The organism is Pseudoalteromonas sp. MMG007 (genome assembly GCF_018100985.1).
GTDB lineage: Bacteria > Pseudomonadota > Gammaproteobacteria > Enterobacterales > Alteromonadaceae > Pseudoalteromonas.
In genome coordinates, this window is the sequence record NZ_JAGJEI010000009.1 from 30473 (window position 1) to 49384 (window position 18912).

Genomic DNA, 18912 nt, shown 5'->3' on the forward strand with positions numbered 1-18912 from the left:
AGAGGTAACATAAAAATGCTAAAATCTGGCAAAATAGCATGTTTATACATACACATTGCCTTCTTTATATTTAAGCATACAGCTAAGAGATAAAATTACGTATGACTGATTATTCTTTGAGCCCTTGGGTTAGGGCTCTTTCTAGCTCAATAAAGCGATTTGGTGAGTTTAAAACGGCAGCTTTTTGTTATGCTTTATTGTTATCTGCATCACTTATTTTATCGAGCATGTTTTATTATGTAGCAATTGGTGAACTGCATATTGTTGATATTTTAGCTGTAGTATTTTTTGCAGCGGTTGTCTCGCCTCTTATTATTACTGTATTACTTAATTCTGTTCGCCAATTAGATGCTTCATACGCTTATTTAGATAGTGCTACAAAACAAGAAAAACTTCTAAACCAAACTTTAAAAGACAATATTAATCGTTTAAATATTGAAATTGATGAACGTAAAATGGCATTTCATGCCAAGCACCGTGCAATTGAAGAGCTACGCAGAGAAATTGCAGAGCGTAAAAAAACGCAGCAAGAGTTAGCCCAGCAGGGTATGTTACTTCGCTCTATTGTTGATTCATCCCCTGATTTATTTTACTACCGCGATAACAATGGCGTGTTTGCTGGTTGTAATAAAATGTTTGAAGAAGTTATGGGGAAATCAAGTAGCGAAATTATTGGTAAAAGTGCTGAACAAATTTTCCCTACACACTTTTTATCTCAGGTACTAACCACCGATGAACAAGTTGAGCAAACTCATAAGCCGTTAACTATAGATGTAGGTTATGAGGTTGAGGGTGAAAAACGCTGGTTTGAATTACGTAAATTACCGTTTATTAATGATGAGGGTGACTACATTGGTTTACTTGGTTTTGGGCGTGATATTACCAGCCGTAAAGAAGCTGCCCAAGCCCTTGAAACTGCTTACAAAGACAAAGGTAAGTTTATAGCCACACTGAGTCACGAGTTGCGCACACCACTTAATGGTATTGTTGGTTTGACGCGTATGTTACTTGATACAGAAATGAACAAACAACAGCGTAGCTGGTGTAATACGGTGTTTTCAAGTGCAGAGACACTCGGTAACATATTTAACGATATTATAGATTTAGATAAAATAGATAGAGATCAGCTTGATATTGCAACCGACTCAATTAATGTATCTGACTTTATAAATGATGTGGTTAATTTTGCAGGACTTATTGCTGAGCAAAAAGAGTTAGAGTTTAATATTGAGCGCAATGGCAAGCTAGACGTGTATGCGTTGCTTGATCCTACTCGTTTGCGCCAAGTTGTTTGGAATCTTATTAATAATGCCGTTAAGTTTACCCAACAAGGTAAAGTGACCCTTGAGTGTAGCCGCGAAAACCGCGAAGAAGGGCCTTGGCTTGTTATTAAAATATCAGACACTGGGCAAGGTATTCCGCAAGAACAACTTGCTCGTATATTTGATATGTATTACAAAGCGCCAGATTTAAAAGGGACAAATGCCATAGGCTCTGGGATTGGGCTTGCTGTAACCAAAGCGCTTGTTAGTGCTATGAAAGGCACAATTACAGTCAATAGTACCGAAGGGGAAGGCAGCTGCTTTACAGTACAAATTCCACTTAGTTTATGTGTAGCACCTACAGAGCAAAGCTATGTGGGACGAGGTTTATATATATTACTTGTTGAAGATGTACCATTAAATGCCGAAATAGCAACTAACTTATTAGAGCAACGAGGCCATGAAGTGCTTTGGGCTGAAACGGGCGAAGATGCACTGTCGTTTGTAGAAACCGAAGACGATTTAGATTTAGTACTGCTAGACATGCAGTTACCGGATATAAACGGGGATGTGGTTGCTAAGCACATACGATCAGATAGCCATTTTGATAATCTTCCTATAGTTGCACTTACAGCTAACGTGCGCAGCGCTGAAGAAGAGCTTGAAGGGATTTCGATACAAGGTGCTTTAGCTAAGCCAATTAATACCGTGAAGCTTGATAAAATGCTTGCCGACTTATTTGATATTAAGCAGGCTAAGTCTACTGAGCCGCAATTAAAAGTGAGCGAAGAAGCACTTAAAGAAATTAATGCACATTTACTCGATGTTGAAACAATAGAAGACTTTGTTAACTCAATGGGCTTAGATGTGTTTAAGCGCAGTAGTCAGTTATTTGAGAAGTTAAACCCTCAGTACCAACAAGAAATGCTAACTTCACTTAACTCAAACGACAGGGAAGAATATAAGTCGGTTGCGCATAAGCTTAAAGGGGCTGCAGGCTCAGTAGGTTTAAATGACGTACAGCTACATGCAAAAGTAATGGAATATGGTGCGATTGAAGAGTCTGATGAGGTATTAAAAGAGTGGTTGGATGTGCTAGCAGATAAAATAAATGAAGGACAACAAGCCCTTCATTTATTTTTACAACAATTAGAGTAAACGAGTTTTACTCTAATTAAGCGTCGATTTTACCAATAAAGCGGTAACCTTCACCGTGAATGGTGCTGATAAGCTCTGACGTAGAGTTATCGCTTTCAAAGTGCTTACGAATACGACGAATTGTTACATCTACAGTACGGTCATTTGCACGAAGCTCACGTCCTGTCATGTGTTTGATTAATTGCTCACGGCTAAAAATACGACCAGGAGAATCAAGCATTAAACGAAGTGCTCTGTATTCACCTTTAGGTAAACGTTTAGCATCGCCGCTTGGAGAAGTAAGGCAACGGCTATTTTCGTCAAGCTCCCAACCGTTAAAAGTAAGCACACCGTTTGTTTCTAGTGTCGACTCTTCACCGCCTAAAGCTGTACGAGTAATAAGGTTACGCGCTCTAATAGTCAATTCTCGTGGGTTGAATGGCTTAGTGATATAATCATCAGCGCCAATTTCAAGACCTAAAATACGATCAACATCATTATCACGACCTGTTAAGAAAATAAGGCCTACTTTGCGCTTTTGGCGTAATTCACGGGCTAATATAAGACCGTTTTTACCAGGAAGATTGATATCCATAACTACAAGATTAACATCATCGTTATTTGTAAGCTTGTCATGCATATCATCGCCATCAATGGCTTCAATAACTTTATAACCTTCAGCTTCAAATAAACTAACGAGGTTGAGTCGAGTTACGTCTTCATCCTCTACGATTAGAATGACTGGCGTTTGCATTATTAATTAACCTTTTGGAATATTTTATTTACAAAAAATCGGTGACGAATTTATAACCGATTACTAGAGATTAGGATTATACTCATTTGTTAACAAGAAAGAACAAGTTGAGTAAAAATAAAACAGTAGGGTATCCAAAGTCTACAAAAAAGGGCTGAGCAAGAACTACTGTTTAATTGATATATTCATGGATGTAGTCATTTGAATCATAAAGTCGAAGCCATTTTCCTTTGATAATTGATACATCCACCAATCAAACAAGGTACTTAAAATAATCAGACTAATTCAAAGCGAAATTATATCATTTTCTAACCTTTCATCAATGTATGTGATACACCAAAGCCAATAAAGTTCATAATTTGCTTGGTAATATTTATTTAATGTAATTAAATAATGCTACTCGGTTACCACATGCATTCTAGATGAGGTCATAAAATACTAATTCAAGGATCATTTTTAAATAAATGCAGATTTAACCGATCTTTATTTAAGGAATTGTAATTATAAATCGAGTACCGTGCTTTTCTTCAATATCAAACATAATTCTGCCACCAAGTGCTTGTGTTACTAGGTTATAGACTAAGTGCATACCTAGGCCGCTAGCACCCTGTCCGCGTTTGGAAGTAACAAATGGATCGAATATTCTGTTTTTAATATTTTTATCAACGCCTTGCCCATTGTCAGAGTAAACAATAGTTAATTTTTTTCCTACTAGCTCTACATCAAAACGAATTTCATTGTTTTCTTTTCCTACAAACCCATGAATTACAGAGTTTATAAGTAGCTGCTGAAATATCTGTTGTAATGGCTCAGATTTACTTTGAATGGCCAAATCAGTAGGGCAGTTGATAATAACGACAGGTTTTTTAGGAAGTAATTCTGATTGAATCGACGTTAAAACATCACTTATTAACTTATGTACATTGATGTGAGTATTAACGCCGTCATCTTGAATAACTGCTACTTTTTTAAAGTTTGAAATTAGATCCGCTGCGCGGTTTAGGTTTCGATAGATTAAATCTAGGTTTTCGATACCCTCATCTATAAAGCGTTTTAAATGATTTGAAGTGAGCTTTTTGTCATTAAAGCTTTGTTGTATATCAGCTAATTTATCGCGTAATAGAGTTGAGCCCGTAATGCCGAGTCCTATAGGAGTGTTAACTTCGTGAGCTACACCTGCAACCATTTGCCCTAGGGATGCCATTTTTTCGTTTTCAACAATTTGTGTTTGATATTGATGCATTCGCTCAAGAGTTGAAAGCAGTTCTTGATTTGCCTCTCTAAGGGCAATAGTACGTTGGCTTACTTTTTCTTCAAGGCTTTGGTTTAATTGTTTTATTTCTTGTTTGTCTTTTTCATGTCGCTCTAGTTGTTTTTTAGTGCGTGTCAGCATGATATTTAAACTATTAGAAAGCGTTGTAATTTCTTTTACATCAGTGATAGGGGCGCGAGCATCATAGTTATGATTTTTTGATACATCTTGCAATAGCATGCTTAATTGCTCTATCGGGCTTGCAATTTTTCGCTGAATTTTTGCTGCTATAAAGTACACAACGACCAGTATTAATAGCGTGAGTAATATATCAATGAGTATCTTTTGCTCAATGTATACTTCTAAGCTTTCTAAACTACCTCGCATATATACATAGCCAATTAGTTCTTCGTTATTATAAATAGGCCGTGTAATTTCTATGTGTTTGCTGGTTACTTTTGGCGTAGATAGCTCATTTACACTGTCTATTCTTAATGGTACCGGGGGCGTTTTTTTGGCATTAAAGCTTATAAAAAAAATGGGTTTTTGAGAGGTTTTTTCAATCGAATAAATATGAATGTTCTTGACTAAAGGGATATTGTCGAATGATTTAAGGCGTTTTTCTTCAGTTTTACGATCATCTCTTGCTACTGAGTCACCAGCATCAAAAGCGACTATTTCTGAAAGAATCACCAGTTTGTTAATAATTAACTGTTTCTGCTCCTTAACGCTTAAGTATGTCGATATAGATATAGATAACGACAAACAAATAGCTGTTATAAGCATAATTAAATTTATTAGTGCTTTGCGGATGCTACTTTGGTGAACTTTTTTAGGCATTATTTCAATACGGCCTGAATCAAAATTAATTATTTAGAGTTTTAGTTTAGCAAAGACAGCAAAAAAGGAAGGAAAAAAACTAAATTAATTCTTATGTTTATTCGAAAGTTAACTTGAGCACTTTTAGTGCCCAAGTAATCCACGAAACCAAATTAGCTGCTATAAACCGCAAATTTATTGTTTTTAAACACCGTTTGATAATTTTCAAACTGAGTTTCTAAAATTGGTGGGTATTTTAAAAAGCTATTGGCTACTATATTCAGCTTTCCTGATTTAGTTAAATGCTGTTTTGCATTTGCTAAAAAAGTTTCTGCTACTGTGTAATCTGTTGCAATCCCAGTATGAAACGGTGGGTTACTTACTATTAAATCAAACTTGCCAGTAATATTTTTAAGGCCGTCACTTAATATAGCCTCACCCTTAATATTATTGAGCTTAAGTGTTTGCTCTGTAGCATAAGTGGCTAAAGCACTTACGTCTGAACACACAAATTCAAGCGCTGGGTTTTGTAGGCCTAAATAGGTGGCAATTAAGCCTGCGCCACAACCAAAATCAAGCACTTTCCCCTGTTTAGTTATTGGAGCATTTTCAAGTAGCATTTTTGTACCGGCATCTAATCCGCCGTGATTAAATACCCCTGGTACGCTAATAGCGGTAAAAGAAGTGTTGGCCACATCAATAGTAAACTGCTTGTGGTAAGTGCTTATATCAAAACGTGCATTTAGCTCAATATCGCTAAAAGAATAAAGTACACAGTGTTTAGCGGAGTCTATCTTATTACTAAAGGCGGCTTTACCTGCTAATTGTTTTTCAATTGATTTTACACCACTTTTGTTCTCGCCAACGACGAGTAACTCAGCGTCTTTAGCTATTACTGCACGAATATTATCTAACGCCATTAATAATTCTGGTTTAGATTTAGGGTAATAAAGAATAACTAAATCATAACCTTTGCTGCTAATAGTATGGTCAATAAGTACATCAATGCCGTTAATGTTTTTAGCAAAATCACCATTAGCATGATTGTAGCTAAAGGCAGTAATAGTACTTTGCGGATTAAGTGACTTAAGTTCACTTAAAAAGCCATCTTGAACAAAGTTGACCACCAAGATTGATTTACCCGTTAACTCTTCACTATTTCGAAGCAGCAGCAAACTTGGGTTGGTTAATACGCTCATAAATGGCTTAGCCTTATTAGTTGTTGATTAATAAATTAGTTACTTAGTACGTTCAAACATTAAATCCCAAACGCCGTGACCTAATCGGTGACCGCGTTGCTCAAATTTGGTAAGTGGACGTAAGTCAGGGCGAGGCACGTAATCGTTAGTCTCAGATTGGTTTTTATAACCAGGCGCTGCTTGCATTACTTCTAGCATATGTTCTGCGTAGTTTTCCCAATCAGTAGCCATATGAAAAACACCGCCTATTTTTAATTTAGAACGTAGTTTTTCAGCAAATTCAGTTTGTACAATACGGCGCTTATGATGACGCTTTTTATGCCATGGATCTGGAAAGAATAATTGCAATGTAGTTAGGCTCTCATCGCTTAAGCAATCAGCAAGCACTTCTACAGCATCGTGTTCAAACACGCGTAAATTAGTTACGCCAGCTTCATCGGCATCCATTAAACATGCGCCAACGCCCGGGCGGTGTACTTCTATGCCAATAAAGTTAAGGTGTGGTGCATTTTTTGCCATTTCAACAAGTGATTTGCCCATACCAAAACCAATTTCTAGTACCACATCGTTGCTGTTGCCAAACACTTGGGTTAAATCTAGTAAGCCATTTTTGTGCTCAAGGCCCATAGTTGGCCAACACTTTTCTATAGCGGCAGCTTGGCCCTTGGTTAATCGGCCTTCGCGTTTAACAAAACTACGAATAGTGCGGATATACTTACCTTCTTGCTTAGCTTGCTCAAGGTTGTTGTTACTTGATTCACTCATATTATTGGCCTGACAAAACAATGTGTTTAAAAATGGTTGCATATTATCCCTGACCAAGGCGTCAATCACAAGTATTAGCGTATTATACAGCCCACATAGCTTGATCTTTTTATTAACTACAATAGACTGAGCCGCCATTGAGCATGAGTAAAAGCGTAATATGTTAGATTTAGATAAAAAGCAGTCTGATTGGTTTGCTAGCCAAGTAGTTGATTGGTATCACCTCCATGGGCGTAAAACATTACCATGGCAATTAGGTAAAACCCCTTATAAAGTTTGGGTGTCTGAGGTGATGCTTCAGCAAACTCAAGTTGTTACTGTAATCCCATATTTTGAAAAGTTTATGGCAAGCTTTCCTGATATTGTTGCTTTAGCTGATGCTGATGAAGATTTAGTACTACATCACTGGACAGGCTTGGGTTATTACGCCCGTGCTCGTAACTTACATAAAACGGCAAAAATAGTACGCGACAAATATCAGGGGAAGTTTCCGCAAACACTTGATGAGGTAATGGACTTACCTGGAATAGGGCGCTCTACAGCAGGCGCTGTACTATCGCTTTCGCTTGGCCAGCACCACCCAATTTTAGATGGTAATGTTAAGCGTGTTTTGGCACGTTATTTTATGGTTGAAGGTTGGTATGGCGTTAAAAAAGTAGAAAATCAGTTGTGGCATTTATCTAATCAGCTTACACCTAAAAATAGCGTAACTGAATTTAATCAAGCCATGATGGACTTAGGATCAAGTCTTTGCTCGCGTAGTCGTTTTGATTGCCAAGCTTGCCCGCTAAACTCTGGCTGTGGTGCTTTTAATGCAGGTAAAGTAAAAGAGTTTCCGCATTCTAAACCTAAAAAAGTAATCCCTAAAAAAAGCTGCCATCAACTGATTATTAAGTGCAATGAAAAAGTCTTAATGGAAAAACGCCCTAGTAGTGGCATTTGGGGAGGTTTGTTTGGCTTTTTTGAATTTAACGAATTCAGCGATCTTGAGCAGTTTGTAGCTGAGCAAGGTATTAATGCTGACCTTGATGCTCTTGAGCCTTTTACGCATGTTTTTTCACACTTTGAGTTAACGATTAATCCGTATGTGCTTAATGTTAAACAAATCCCAGATGTAGTAAACGATAAACAATTAGTATGGTATCCACTTGATCAATCTGTGGAGGTGGGCTTAGCAGCCCCCACTAAAAAGTTGGTTAAACAAATTAGCCCAATAGGTTAAACTATTAGCATTTAGCGCTTAAGGATTCAATTATGGCACGTACAGTATTTTGTCAGAAGTTACAAAAAGAGGCCGAAGGGCTTGGTTTTCAGTTATACCCAGGTGAGCTTGGCGAAAAAATCTTTAACAATATTTCTAAAGAAGCATGGGGCCAGTGGCAACATAAGCAAACAATGCTTATCAATGAAAAACATCTAAACATGATGGACCCTGAGCACCGCACATTTTTAGAAGAGCAAATGGTAGGTTTCTTGTTTGAAGACAAAGATGTTGAAATTGAAGGCTATAGACCGCCTGAAAAGTGATTTGTAAGTACATTAAAAAAAGGGCTGCTTAGCCCTTTTTTATTATCAACTTAGCTTACTAGCGTTAATAAGTCAGCTCGTTCTCTTGTTCATCTTCAGCGGTTCTTACTTGCTCTTTTAAAAATTGAGCTGCTTTGGAGTATTCAATTTCAAGCTTATCACGTAGGTCGATTAACTCATCAGTGCTTAGCTCACCTTCTTCACACTTATCTTCAAATGCGCTTGAAAGCTCAGCCACCATTTGTGCACCAATTGTCTTAGAAATCGATTTTAATTGATGACAGCTATCAATGATCTCACTTAAGTCATTAACCATGACACCTGAGTTTATATTTTTAATTAACCCCTGACTTTGCTCTAAATACATTTTGAAAAAACGAATTTGCTTAGCTTTATCACCATTGACATATTTATTAACGGCTTCCATATCTATAGGCAGCGCTGTTGTTTGGTGAATAACTACATCGTGGTGTTGCTTATCACTCCAGCGCTTTAAAGTATCTTCTAGGGCGTTAAGTTCAATGGGTTTAGTTATAAAATCATTAATACCAACGGCTAAACAGCGCTCTTTTTCGCCTTTAAGCGCGTTTGCGGTAACGGCAATAATATAAGGTTGTGCATCTATAGATTCTAATAACTCGGCCTCGTTACGAATTTTTTCAACCATATCGTAGCCCGACATTTTTGGCATATGTAGGTCGGTTAAAATTAGGGAGTAGTCACCCTTTCTCCACATATCTAAACCTTCTTCACCGTTGTTCGCTATCTCAACGCCAAAACCGAGGATATGTAGTTGGTCGGTTAATACTTGTTGATTTAAGAGATTATCTTCAACTAGCAAAATCAATTTATTAGATTTACGAGCTTGCTCGATGTTTAAGTAGTTATTGAGTGTTTTGGTTTTTTTAATTTGTTTTGGCGTATGCAGGCCAGCTGCCACCAAAATAGAAAGCATAAAGTTAGACTTACACAGCGGCGAAGCATTAATGTAAAAAATACTTTTATGGTTTATGGCCGCTTCATCAAGCTTACTCAACACCACCACTTGTTGGTTATAATCCTCTAGTGAATAAAGTAAACGCCTAAGCAATGCGTTTATTTTATCCATATTGTCTATTCCGTCAGCTACCCAAATAATATCTTGGGAGTGCTGGTGTTCTTCAATTTCAGCTTCGCTGTGGACATAGCTAATTTTAGCTCCCATAAACGATAAGTAGCGATACATTACTTTTTCACGCTCAAGGTGATTGCTAACAACAATAATTCGCTTGTCGGTGAGTGTACCTTTGTGTGCGTACATTATTTTGCCCGATATACTAAATGGCAACTCGACGGTAAACTCACTACCAATACCTTCGTGGCTTGTTACATGGATTGTACCAAGCATAAGCTCAGTTAAACTTTTACAAATCGAGAGGCCTAAACCTGTGCCGCCATATTCTCTGGTAATTGAGTTTTCGGCTTGTATAAATGGGTTGAATATTTCGCGTAGCTGCGATTGAGACATGCCTTTTCCATTGTCAGTTACGCAAAAGCGTAAGGTAAAATGCTCGGCAGTATTATGAGCAACCTCAGCTGATATTTTTACATGGCCTTGAGTATTCTCGTCGGTACTTGTAAATTTAATTGCATTACTACAGAGATTATAAAGTACCTGACGCACGCGTACGCTATCTCCGGTAAGGTTTGTCGGAATATCTGGCGCTATTGATAGTTCTAAATCAAGCTTTCGTTTTTTAGCAATTGAAGAGAGCACTTTGGCTACTTCTTCAATAGTGTCAGTCACTGAGAATGGGGTAGTGTCTATATTTAGTTTACCAGCCTCGATTTTAGAAAAATCTAAAATGTCGTCCAAAATGCTTAATAGCGAAAATGCTGATTCACGAATAATAGTACTTAAGCGATGCTGCGCACCATCAAGCTCAGTCTGGCGCAATAAATCAATAGTCCCTATAACACCATTCATCGGTGTCCTTATTTCGTGACTCATTGTGGCTAGAAAGGTTGTTTTAGTTTCGCTAGCTCGCTCAGCCTTTAAGGTTGCTTGCTCGAGCGCTAAAGTGCGGTTTTGAACCTCCGCTTCCAGTCCATTTTGTAGTTTATAAAGCTCTTTCTGTGCAGCATCATTTTCATTCATTGCAGTTTGAACTTTTTGCAGTAGTAAATTAACGTGCTTTGCAACTACACCCAAGCCAATATCTAATTGCTCATTAATACTGCTGTCGTAATTGCCATTTTCAGTAATTGCTTGTAATTCTTGATTAAGTGATTCACTACTTTTTCGCAATCGATTATTTACGTACATATTAAAAACTAAAGCAAGTATAAATAACGCGGCTACAGCTGTTATAGCAATAATATAAGCAACAACTTGGGAGTCTTGAGCGCTTAGCGGCGCCGCGACTAATTTTTGTTTAATGATAAGTTCACCAATCGCTTGATCGTTTAGCATTAACAAATGGTGTATGGTGCCTTGCTCAACCAAGTGTTGGTCGGATTTAATAAAATCGATGGCGGGCTTACTGCTGCTATATACCAGCTGGGTTTCTGAGTTGGTATTAAAGCGATATAAAGTGTATTCAAAATCATCATCTAATAGGGATGTTAAATCAAGTAACTGTTTTACTTTGCCTTGTCCATACATGGTAAGCGCATCAACCATTGGTAGGTTGAGCCGGTTTGCAAGTGTCGCAATATTTATAGATGGCTCTGCTTGATAAGGGGAAACTTCAGTTTGCGTGTAAAATGAGTGAGCAATAATGGCAAGCGTTGTTACGGCCATATTAATGATTAAAAAAAGAGGTAATAAACCTTTTACCGGTGAAGAGAATTTACTCTGCATGGAATGTTCCCAGTTTGAATATTTAACTACGGTAAGCCCTTTACCGCATCATCTGTGTAATCGTAACATTTACAAAAAATAATTCACTACGTTTTTAGTCTGGTTTAATTGATTATATGAGAGATTCCTCACTTTATTTGATGGATTAATAAACATAAATTTATAAAAAAGCCTTTGGTTGCTTGAAAACCGTTCAAACAACTATAAAGAGTAAAAAAAAAGTTGACTTGTAAGGGCAAAACTCGTTTAATACGCCGCACGCCCAGATAGCTCAGTCGATAGAGCTTGGTGGGAGTTGTATTAAAAATGCTTGATGTTTTTAATATGCACTGTTTAAGTGCCTCGATAGCTCAGTTGGTAGAGCAGAGGATTGAAAATCCTCGTGTCCCTGGTTCGATTCCGGGTCGAGGCACCATTTATTTAAAGTAGTAGTGTTTAATCAATAACCTAAACATTATTACGCGTGCCTTAGCACACAGTTTAGTGTGCCGACTTAGCTCAGCTGGTAGAGCAACTGACTTGTAATCAGTAGGTCAACCGTTCGACTCGGTTAGTCGGCACCATTTATAAAATTAAAAGTTATTTTACTTTTAGTCGCACAGTTTATGTGCCTCGATAGCTCAGTCGGTAGAGCAGAGGATTGAAAATCCTCGTGTCCGTGGTTCGATTCCGCGTCGAGGCACCATTTACTTTAAGTTATCAATCTTCAAAATTGAACGTGCCTTAGCACACAGTTTAGTGTGCCGACTTAGCTCAGCTGGTAGAGCAACTGACTTGTAATCAGTAGGTCAACCGTTCGACTCGGTTAGTCGGCACCATTTATTTAAAGTAGTTTGAAAAGAAAAGCTGTAATCAGTAGTCTGTTCAAGTTACCCGTCGATTCGGTTAGTCGGCACCATTTATTTAAGTTAGCTGTTATTTTTAACCGTTAACTAGCACAGTTTATGTGCCTCGATAGCTCAGTTGGTAGAGCAGAGGATTGAAAATCCTCGTGTCCCTGGTTCGATTCCGGGTCGAGGCACCATTTATTGAAAACCTTGCTTATTAGCAAGGTTTTTTGTTTTTAAATAGTGCTATAAAAAAGTTCTCAATCTTTAAAATTGATCGTGCCTTAGCACACAGTTTAGTGTGCCGACTTAGCTCAGCTGGTAGAGCAACTGACTTGTAATCAGTAGGTCAACCGTTCGACTCGGTTAGTCGGCACCATTTAATTTAGTAATTTGAAGAGCATACTGTAATCAGTAGTCTGTTTAAGTTATCTGTCGACTCGGTTAGTCGATACTATTCATTTAAAGCCTTGCTTATTGCGGGGCTTTTTTGTATCTGTAGTTCAACTTTTAGTAAATAAACCTGACCCCCTCCTCACTTTTACCGTATAACTGGCTATTATGTTAGTTCGTCGCAACGTATGTAATGTTATGTAAAGTAAGTTGAGCAAAATTTGCCAAAGTGCTTGAATTACATTCATAAATGGCAGTAATTTAGGTTTAAATATGATTTGGCAATACAAGCCAACTTTATTGGCAATTAGCGTGATGCTGCTCAGCGGCTGTGCGAGTAGTTTAAACTCGTCTCAGCGTTTAGAACAGCCCGATGATGTGCCAAAACAGTGGCAACAAAAAGCATCAAATTCAGTATTAGCAGTAAAAAACGATTGGCTTACACAGTTACAAAACCCTACGCTTGATAAGTTTGTAAAACAAGCGCTTAAAAACAACCAGCAACTTTTACAAACAAGCTATGATGTTGAAATTCAAAAGCAGCAGCTAATAGTATCTGGCGCAGCACTTTGGCCAAGCCTAGATTTATCTGCTCGCACAAGTCGAAGTAAAGATAATCGTCCTGTTAGTTACGATAACGCAAGCTCAGTCAGTTTAGATTTAACTTATGAAGTTGATTTATGGGGTAAACTGTCTGATTCTAAGCGTGAGGCTAATCTTAACTATTTAGCTCAACAAGCACGCTTTGAGCAAGCCAAGCAGCAACTGGTCGCAGATGTTGTTACCAGTTGGTTTGATGTCGTATCAGCGCAGCAGTTGCTAGATCTATTTAAACGCAGAGAAGAAAACGCCCAACAAAGCCTAGAAATAATTGAATCAGGCTATCGTCAGGGTATTAATGAAGCACTTGATGTGTACCTTGCACGAAACGAGCTTAACACTGAGCGCACTCGCATAGCGACGCAGCAAGCCAATTTAGCGGCTTCATCGCGTATTCTTGAACGCCTGCTAGGCGAATATCCAAAAGGTGCTATTAGCGCTAATAGTGACTTACCCGTTATTAATACCGATATACCTTTAGGTTTACCATCAGAGCTTATAACGCGCAAACCCACATTGCGTGCTAGCTGGTATGAGCTTTTAGCTACCGACGCAGCTTTAGCTTATGCACACAAACTGCGTTTTCCTAGTTTAAATTTAACGGCTTCTTTGAGTGATAGCACTGACAGAGTAAGCGATTTATTTTCTCCTTCAAGCCTTGCATGGTCGTTATTAAGTAGTATTTCAGCACCGCTTTTTGAAGGCGGGCGCTTAGAAGCAAATGAAGAAATAGCGCGTCTTAATACTCAAAAGCAAGAGCAGCTTTATTTACAAACGCTTTATGACGCGTTTGGCGATGTCGAAAATGCAATTTCGCAGCAGCAGTCCCTCAAAGCTCAGTATACAAGCACATTAGAGGCACAAGAAAACGCCCTTGCAGCAGAGCAATTGTCGTTTGAGCAGTATCAAAGTGGCTTGGTGACTTATACAACGGTACTTGATGCTCAAGACCGTTCTTTTGACGCGCAAAGTTCTTTAATTGAGATCAAAAATCAATTAATAGCTAACAGAATTAACTTACACATTGCCCTTGGTGGTGATTTTGCAAAACCCTCAAGTGAACTAAAGAGCAATAACGATGAAAACTAAAACTGCAAAAATCTTAATCCCTGCCGTAGTTATCGTGGCGACTTTATTAATTGTTATGTTTATTAAAGGTAATCCACCACAAGCTAAACGTTCAGGTAAGCCACCTAAAGCAATAATAAGTGTTTCAGCACTTGAGCTAAAACCGCAAAACTATCAAATAATGATAGACAGCTTTGGCACGGTAAAACCGCGTACTCAAAGCTTACTCGTCGCGCAAGCATCCGGGCAAATAATACAAGTAAGCGATGAATTTAGAGAAGGTGGCTTTTTTAAAAAAGACGATGTGCTTTTAAAGTTAGATGATAGAGATCATCAAGCTGAAGTAAAGTCGGCACAAGCTAATTTATTAAGTGCAGAGCAAAGCTTACTTGAAGAAAAAGCCCGAGGACAGCAAGCCATAACTGATTGGCAGCGTTTAGGTGGCTCTGAAAAAGCAAGTAGCTTAGTGCTACGTGAACCACAATTAGCAGCCGCTGAGGCAGAAGTTTTGTCAGCGCAGGCTGCACTTGAAAAAGCACAACTTGATTTAGAGCGTACAAAAGTAACAGCGCCTTATGCTGGGCGTATACTCAGTCGCAGTGTTGACTTAGGGCAAGTGGTGAGTAATAACACGCAACTTGCCACAATTTATGCAATCGACAGTGTTGAGATCCGCCTACCTATTAAAAATAAAGATTTGTCATTTGTTAATTTACCAGAGCAGTACCGTGATGGCGCTAAAAACCAAGCAGGTTCTTTCGTTGAGTTTACCTCTGATTTAGTAGGAGAGCAGCAATGGCAAGGGCAGCTTACACGCACTGAAGGGGCTATAGATGAAAATGCACAGCAACTTTATGTTGTTGCTAAAATTGATGACCCATACAAAGCGACAGCTAATAATCAATATCCTATAAAAATAGGACAATACATAAAGGCGCAAATTACCGGGAAAACAGTGTCTAATGCACTTATAATTCCTAATAGCACCATTTACCAAGGCACTTACGTTTACATAGTGCAAGAGGGTGTACTTAAACGCAAAGACATCACGCTTGCTTGGCAAAACGCAACACAGGCAATGATCAAAACAGGCCTAACTGCGGGCGATAAATTGGTGCTAACACCACTTGGACAAGTGAGTTCAGGTACTCAAGTGAGTATTTTAGGTGAGCAAAATGCAGAGCAAACCAAAGGAAAAAGTGCGCAGGGGCAAGGCAGAGGAAAACGCATGTCACCAGAGCAGCTTGAGGAAAAAGCAAAAGAGTTGGGTATTAGCGTTGAAGAGTTAATGAAAAAACGCCGCGCTGAAAAACAAGGAGGCAGACCATGATAGCTTGGTTTACTAAAAACCATGTTGCTGCCAATTTATTATTAGTAACATTATTATTGTCGGGGCTTTTTAGTTTATCAAATAAGATACCGCTTGAAGTTTTTCCGTCTTTTGAAACTGATATGATAAGCGTAAATGTAAGCTTATTGGGCTCAACACCAGAAGATGTAGAGCAAGGGGTGACTATACGTATAGAAGAAGCAGTACAAGACTTAGAGGGCATTAAACAAATATTTAGTCGCTCATCAGAAGGGTCTGGTTCTGTTACTATCGAAGTAGAAAGCGGCTACGACCCTCGTGAATTACTCGCTGATATAAAAAGTCGCGTAGATGCCATTAATACCTTTCCCGCTGATGCTGAAAAGCCTGTAGTGGCTCTTGCTGAGCGCATTAGAGATGTAATTGCTGTTACTGTATCAAGTGTTTATGGCGAAAAAGAAACCCTTGAATACGCCGAAAAAGTTCGCGATGATATTTTGCGTCTACCCAATGTAACGCAAGTAGAGCTAAGTGGTGTTCGTGATTACGAAATTGCTATAGAAGTAAGCCAAGATACCCTTCGTCAGTACGATTTAAGCCTTGCAGAAATATCTAGCGCTGTCGCTAATTCGAGCAAAGATATTTCTGCTGGTAACTTAAAAACGCAAGGGGGCGATGTACTTATTAGCTCTAAAGGGCAAGCTTATCGTAAAGATGAATTTGCCAGCATTGTGGTAAAAAACCAAGCAGATGGCACCATTATTCGCTTAGGGGATATTGCATTAATCAAAGATGACTTTGAAGAAACCCCAGTGCGTACTCGCTTTAATGGTAAGCAAGCGGCCTTTATTGATGTGTATCGAATTGGTCCACAAAGCGCGATTGCAGTTGCAGATGATGTAAAAAATTACATTAAAGAGGAGCAAAGTTCGCTTCCTCAAGGATTCGAACTTAGTTACTGGGATGATGACTCGGAGCTTGTAAAAAGCCGTATTTCAACCTTAACGACTAATGCGCTACAAGGCGGTATTTTAGTCCTTGCTTTACTTACTTTATTTTTACGCCCGGCCATTGCATTTTGGGTGTTTATTGGTATTCCTGTTTCGTTTATGGGCGCGTTTATAGCCATGCCTATATTTGGCGTAACACTTAATATTATGAGCTTATTTGGCTTTATATTAGTGCTGGGAATTGTGGTAGATGACGCCATAGTCACCGGCGAAAACGTATATACCCACTTAAAAACAGCCAAGTCTGGCGAACAAGCTGCCATTATGGGTACTCAAGAGGTCGCAACTCCCGTCACTTTTGGTGTATTAACAACCGTTGCCGCATTCCTACCTTTAGCCTTTATTGAAGGAGCGCGGGGGGCCTTATTTGCTCAAATTCCGGTAGTGGTTATTCCGGTATTACTATTCTCATTGATTGAATCTAAATTTGTATTACCGGCGCATTTAAAATATATAAAACTGCGTCATGAACAAAGCAAGCCTTCAAAGTTTGATGTTCTTCAACAGCGTTTTGCAGATGGATTTGAAAACGCTATCTTGAAGTATTACCAACCAATATTAAATTTAGCACTACGTCATAAGCTGGCATCGGTTAGCTTATTTATCGGCGTGTTTTGTATCATATTAACGATGATCACCAGCGGTTGGACAAAGTTTGTATTTTTCCCACGCATCCCAAGCGAAACGATAAAAGTAGAGCTTACGCTACCTACCGGCACTCCGTTTGAAGTGACTAATAAATACGTGATTGATATGTCGCAAAAAGCGCAGCAATTACAAGAAAAATACCGCGACCCAGATACCGGCGAGAGCGTTATTTTAAATATATTAGCAACAACTGGCGGGCGTGGAGGCGTTTCTAATTCAGGCTCTGTGCGCTTTGAAATTACACCTGCTGAAGAGCGCGAATCAGACATAGGTTCAAGTGAGCTTGCAAGTGAGTGGCGTGATTTAATAGGGATTATACCAGGGGCAGAAAGCCTCACGTTCAGAGCTGAAATAGGGCGAAGTTCAGATCCAATAGATGTGCAGCTAAGCGGTACCTCGTTAACTATTTTACAAGATGTAGCTGATCATATTAAAACACGCTTGGCTACTTACCCAACGGTATTTGATATTGCAGATAGTATGTCAGATGGTAAAGAAGAGTTACGCATAGAGCTTACCGATCAAGGTTTAGCGCTTGGATTAAATAGATCCGATGTAGCAGGGCAGGTACGCAGCTCGTTTTATGGCTCGCAGGTACAGCGTATTCAACGTGGTCGCGATGATGTACGTGTAATGGTGCGTTTACCTATTGATGAACGTCGCTCAGTTGCTGATTTGAAAAACATATTAATAGACACCCCCTCAGGTGGCTCAGTACCGTTATCACATGTAGCGACGCTAAGTGCTGGGCAAAGTCCATCGACTATTTACCGTATAGATCGTTACCGTACTTTAAATATTACCGCCGATATAGAAAAAGATAATACCAACATGACGGTACTTCAGGCCGATTTAGCTGAGTATTTAGATGGTTTAATGCAGCAATACCCTGGTGTTGATTACAAACTCGAAGGTGAAGCTAAAGAGCAAAGAGAGTCGTTTGGCTCACTTGGCTGGGCGCTCATTTTTGTGTTCTTTATAATTTATGCATTACTAGCTATACCGCTTAAATCGTACATGCAGCCAATTATTGTAATGAGCGTTATACCATTTGGAATGATTGGTGCGGTGGTTGGGCATTGGATCATGGGTATGGATTTAACCATTATGAGTTTGCTAGGTATGCTTGCACTCATTGGTGTGGTGGTAAATGACTCGCTGGTTTTAGTTGATTTTATTAATAAAAAACGCAGTGAAGGTGGGGCTATAATTGATGCGGTTAAGGCTGCTGGTGCATCACGCTTTCGCCCAGTAATGTTAACCAGTTTAACTACATTTATAGGCTTAATGCCGCTGTTATTTGAAAAGGCAACGCAAGCACAATTTTTAATTCCAATGGCGGTAAGTCTTGGGTTTGGGATTATTTTTGCGACCTTTATTACGCTATTACTAGTACCAATAAACTATATGCTGATGGAGCGGTTTCAGGGTTGGTTTAAGTAAATAAGCGTAAGCATTTAAAATTTAGCTGTAAGTAAGAAATTGCTTGCAGCTTTTTTT

General features: G+C 38.8%; 11 protein-coding genes and 6 tRNA genes. 12 read left to right on the forward strand and 5 right to left on the reverse strand.

Annotated elements, in window-relative coordinates; genetic code table 11:
* Positions 1-101 precede the first annotated feature (101 nt).
* Positions 102-2420, forward strand: a complete 2319-nt coding sequence (gene arcB / locus J8L71_RS11770) for an aerobic respiration two-component sensor histidine kinase ArcB (protein WP_211000703.1) — start codon at positions 102-104, stop codon at positions 2418-2420.
* Positions 2421-2436: 16 nt separating this feature from the next.
* On the opposite strand, the gene arcA is transcribed toward arcB, so the two are convergent.
* The 4 genes from arcA to trmB form a co-directional block, all read right to left on the reverse strand.
* Positions 2437-3153, reverse strand: coding sequence for a two-component system response regulator ArcA (gene arcA / locus J8L71_RS11775; protein ID WP_211000704.1), 717 nt, complete (start codon positions 3151-3153; stop codon positions 2437-2439).
* 487 nt (positions 3154-3640) lie between these two features.
* On the reverse strand, positions 3641-5245 hold the full coding sequence (locus J8L71_RS11780) for a HAMP domain-containing sensor histidine kinase (RefSeq protein ID WP_211000705.1): 1605 nt from the start codon (positions 5243-5245) through the stop codon (positions 3641-3643).
* A gap of 152 nt (positions 5246-5397) precedes the next feature.
* Positions 5398-6423, reverse strand: a complete 1026-nt coding sequence (locus tag J8L71_RS11785; protein WP_211000706.1) for a methyltransferase — start codon at positions 6421-6423, stop codon at positions 5398-5400.
* Between the two features lie 39 nt (positions 6424-6462).
* Positions 6463-7188, reverse strand: a complete 726-nt coding sequence (gene trmB / locus J8L71_RS11790) for a tRNA (guanosine(46)-N7)-methyltransferase TrmB (RefSeq protein WP_211000784.1) — start codon at positions 7186-7188, stop codon at positions 6463-6465.
* A 160-nt stretch (positions 7189-7348) separates the two neighbouring features.
* Here trmB and mutY point away from each other — a divergent pair, with 160 nt between their 5' ends.
* Both mutY and J8L71_RS11800 read left to right on the forward strand, forming a co-directional pair.
* Positions 7349-8410, forward strand: a complete 1062-nt coding sequence (gene mutY / locus J8L71_RS11795; protein ID WP_211000707.1) for an A/G-specific adenine glycosylase — start codon at positions 7349-7351, stop codon at positions 8408-8410.
* 32 nt (positions 8411-8442) lie between these two features.
* Positions 8443-8715, forward strand: a complete 273-nt coding sequence (locus J8L71_RS11800; RefSeq protein ID WP_004587535.1) for an oxidative damage protection protein — start codon at positions 8443-8445, stop codon at positions 8713-8715.
* A 64-nt stretch (positions 8716-8779) separates the two neighbouring features.
* Here the strand turns inward: J8L71_RS11800 and J8L71_RS11805 are convergent, their stop codons facing one another.
* Positions 8780-11557 (reverse strand): ATP-binding protein, encoded by a 2778-nt coding sequence (locus tag J8L71_RS11805; RefSeq protein ID WP_211000708.1) that lies wholly within the window; start codon positions 11555-11557, stop codon positions 8780-8782.
* A 339-nt stretch (positions 11558-11896) separates the two neighbouring features.
* Between J8L71_RS11805 and J8L71_RS11810 the strand changes: the two genes are divergently transcribed.
* The 9 genes from J8L71_RS11810 (at position 11897) to J8L71_RS11850 (ending at position 18855) form a co-directional block, all read left to right on the forward strand.
* A tRNA-Phe gene (locus J8L71_RS11810) sits at positions 11897-11972 on the forward strand.
* Positions 11973-12044: 72 nt separating this feature from the next.
* Positions 12045-12120, forward strand: a tRNA-Thr gene (locus J8L71_RS11815).
* A 46-nt stretch (positions 12121-12166) separates the two neighbouring features.
* Positions 12167-12242 (forward strand) — tRNA-Phe (locus J8L71_RS11820).
* Positions 12243-12299: 57 nt separating this feature from the next.
* Positions 12300-12375: transfer RNA gene (locus tag J8L71_RS11825), tRNA-Thr, on the forward strand.
* Between the two features lie 130 nt (positions 12376-12505).
* Positions 12506-12581, forward strand: a tRNA-Phe gene (locus J8L71_RS11830).
* A 106-nt stretch (positions 12582-12687) separates the two neighbouring features.
* Positions 12688-12763: transfer RNA gene (locus J8L71_RS11835), tRNA-Thr, on the forward strand.
* A gap of 287 nt (positions 12764-13050) precedes the next feature.
* Complete coding sequence (locus J8L71_RS11840; protein ID WP_211000709.1) at positions 13051-14466, forward strand: TolC family protein; 1416 nt, start codon at positions 13051-13053, stop codon at positions 14464-14466.
* Positions 14456-15775, forward strand: a complete 1320-nt coding sequence (locus J8L71_RS11845) for an efflux RND transporter periplasmic adaptor subunit (RefSeq protein ID WP_211000710.1) — start codon at positions 14456-14458, stop codon at positions 15773-15775. The genes J8L71_RS11840 and J8L71_RS11845 overlap by 11 nt, the downstream gene beginning before the upstream one ends.
* Positions 15772-18855: an efflux RND transporter permease subunit gene (locus J8L71_RS11850; RefSeq protein ID WP_211000711.1), complete on the forward strand. Its 3084-nt coding sequence runs from the start codon at positions 15772-15774 to the stop codon at positions 18853-18855. Before J8L71_RS11845 ends, J8L71_RS11850 begins: the two co-directional genes overlap by 4 nt.
* Positions 18856-18912 lie beyond the last annotated feature (57 nt).

Coding starts and splice junctions, on each gene's coding strand:
- arcB (WP_211000703.1), top strand. CDS start 102: ATGACTGATTATTCTTTGAGCCCTTGGGTTAGGGCTCTTTCTAGCTCA.
- arcA (WP_211000704.1), bottom strand. CDS start 3,153: ATGCAAACGCCAGTCATTCTAATCGTAGAGGATGAAGACGTAACTCGA.
- J8L71_RS11780 (WP_211000705.1), bottom strand. CDS start 5,245: ATGCCTAAAAAAGTTCACCAAAGTAGCATCCGCAAAGCACTAATAAAT.
- J8L71_RS11785 (WP_211000706.1), bottom strand. CDS start 6,423: ATGAGCGTATTAACCAACCCAAGTTTGCTGCTGCTTCGAAATAGTGAA.
- trmB (WP_211000784.1), bottom strand. CDS start 7,188: ATGAGTGAATCAAGTAACAACAACCTTGAGCAAGCTAAGCAAGAAGGT.
- mutY (WP_211000707.1), top strand. CDS start 7,349: ATGTTAGATTTAGATAAAAAGCAGTCTGATTGGTTTGCTAGCCAAGTA.
- J8L71_RS11800 (WP_004587535.1), top strand. CDS start 8,443: ATGGCACGTACAGTATTTTGTCAGAAGTTACAAAAAGAGGCCGAAGGG.
- J8L71_RS11805 (WP_211000708.1), bottom strand. CDS start 11,557: ATGCAGAGTAAATTCTCTTCACCGGTAAAAGGTTTATTACCTCTTTTT.
- J8L71_RS11840 (WP_211000709.1), top strand. CDS start 13,051: ATGATTTGGCAATACAAGCCAACTTTATTGGCAATTAGCGTGATGCTG.
- J8L71_RS11845 (WP_211000710.1), top strand. CDS start 14,456: ATGAAAACTAAAACTGCAAAAATCTTAATCCCTGCCGTAGTTATCGTG.
- J8L71_RS11850 (WP_211000711.1), top strand. CDS start 15,772: ATGATAGCTTGGTTTACTAAAAACCATGTTGCTGCCAATTTATTATTA.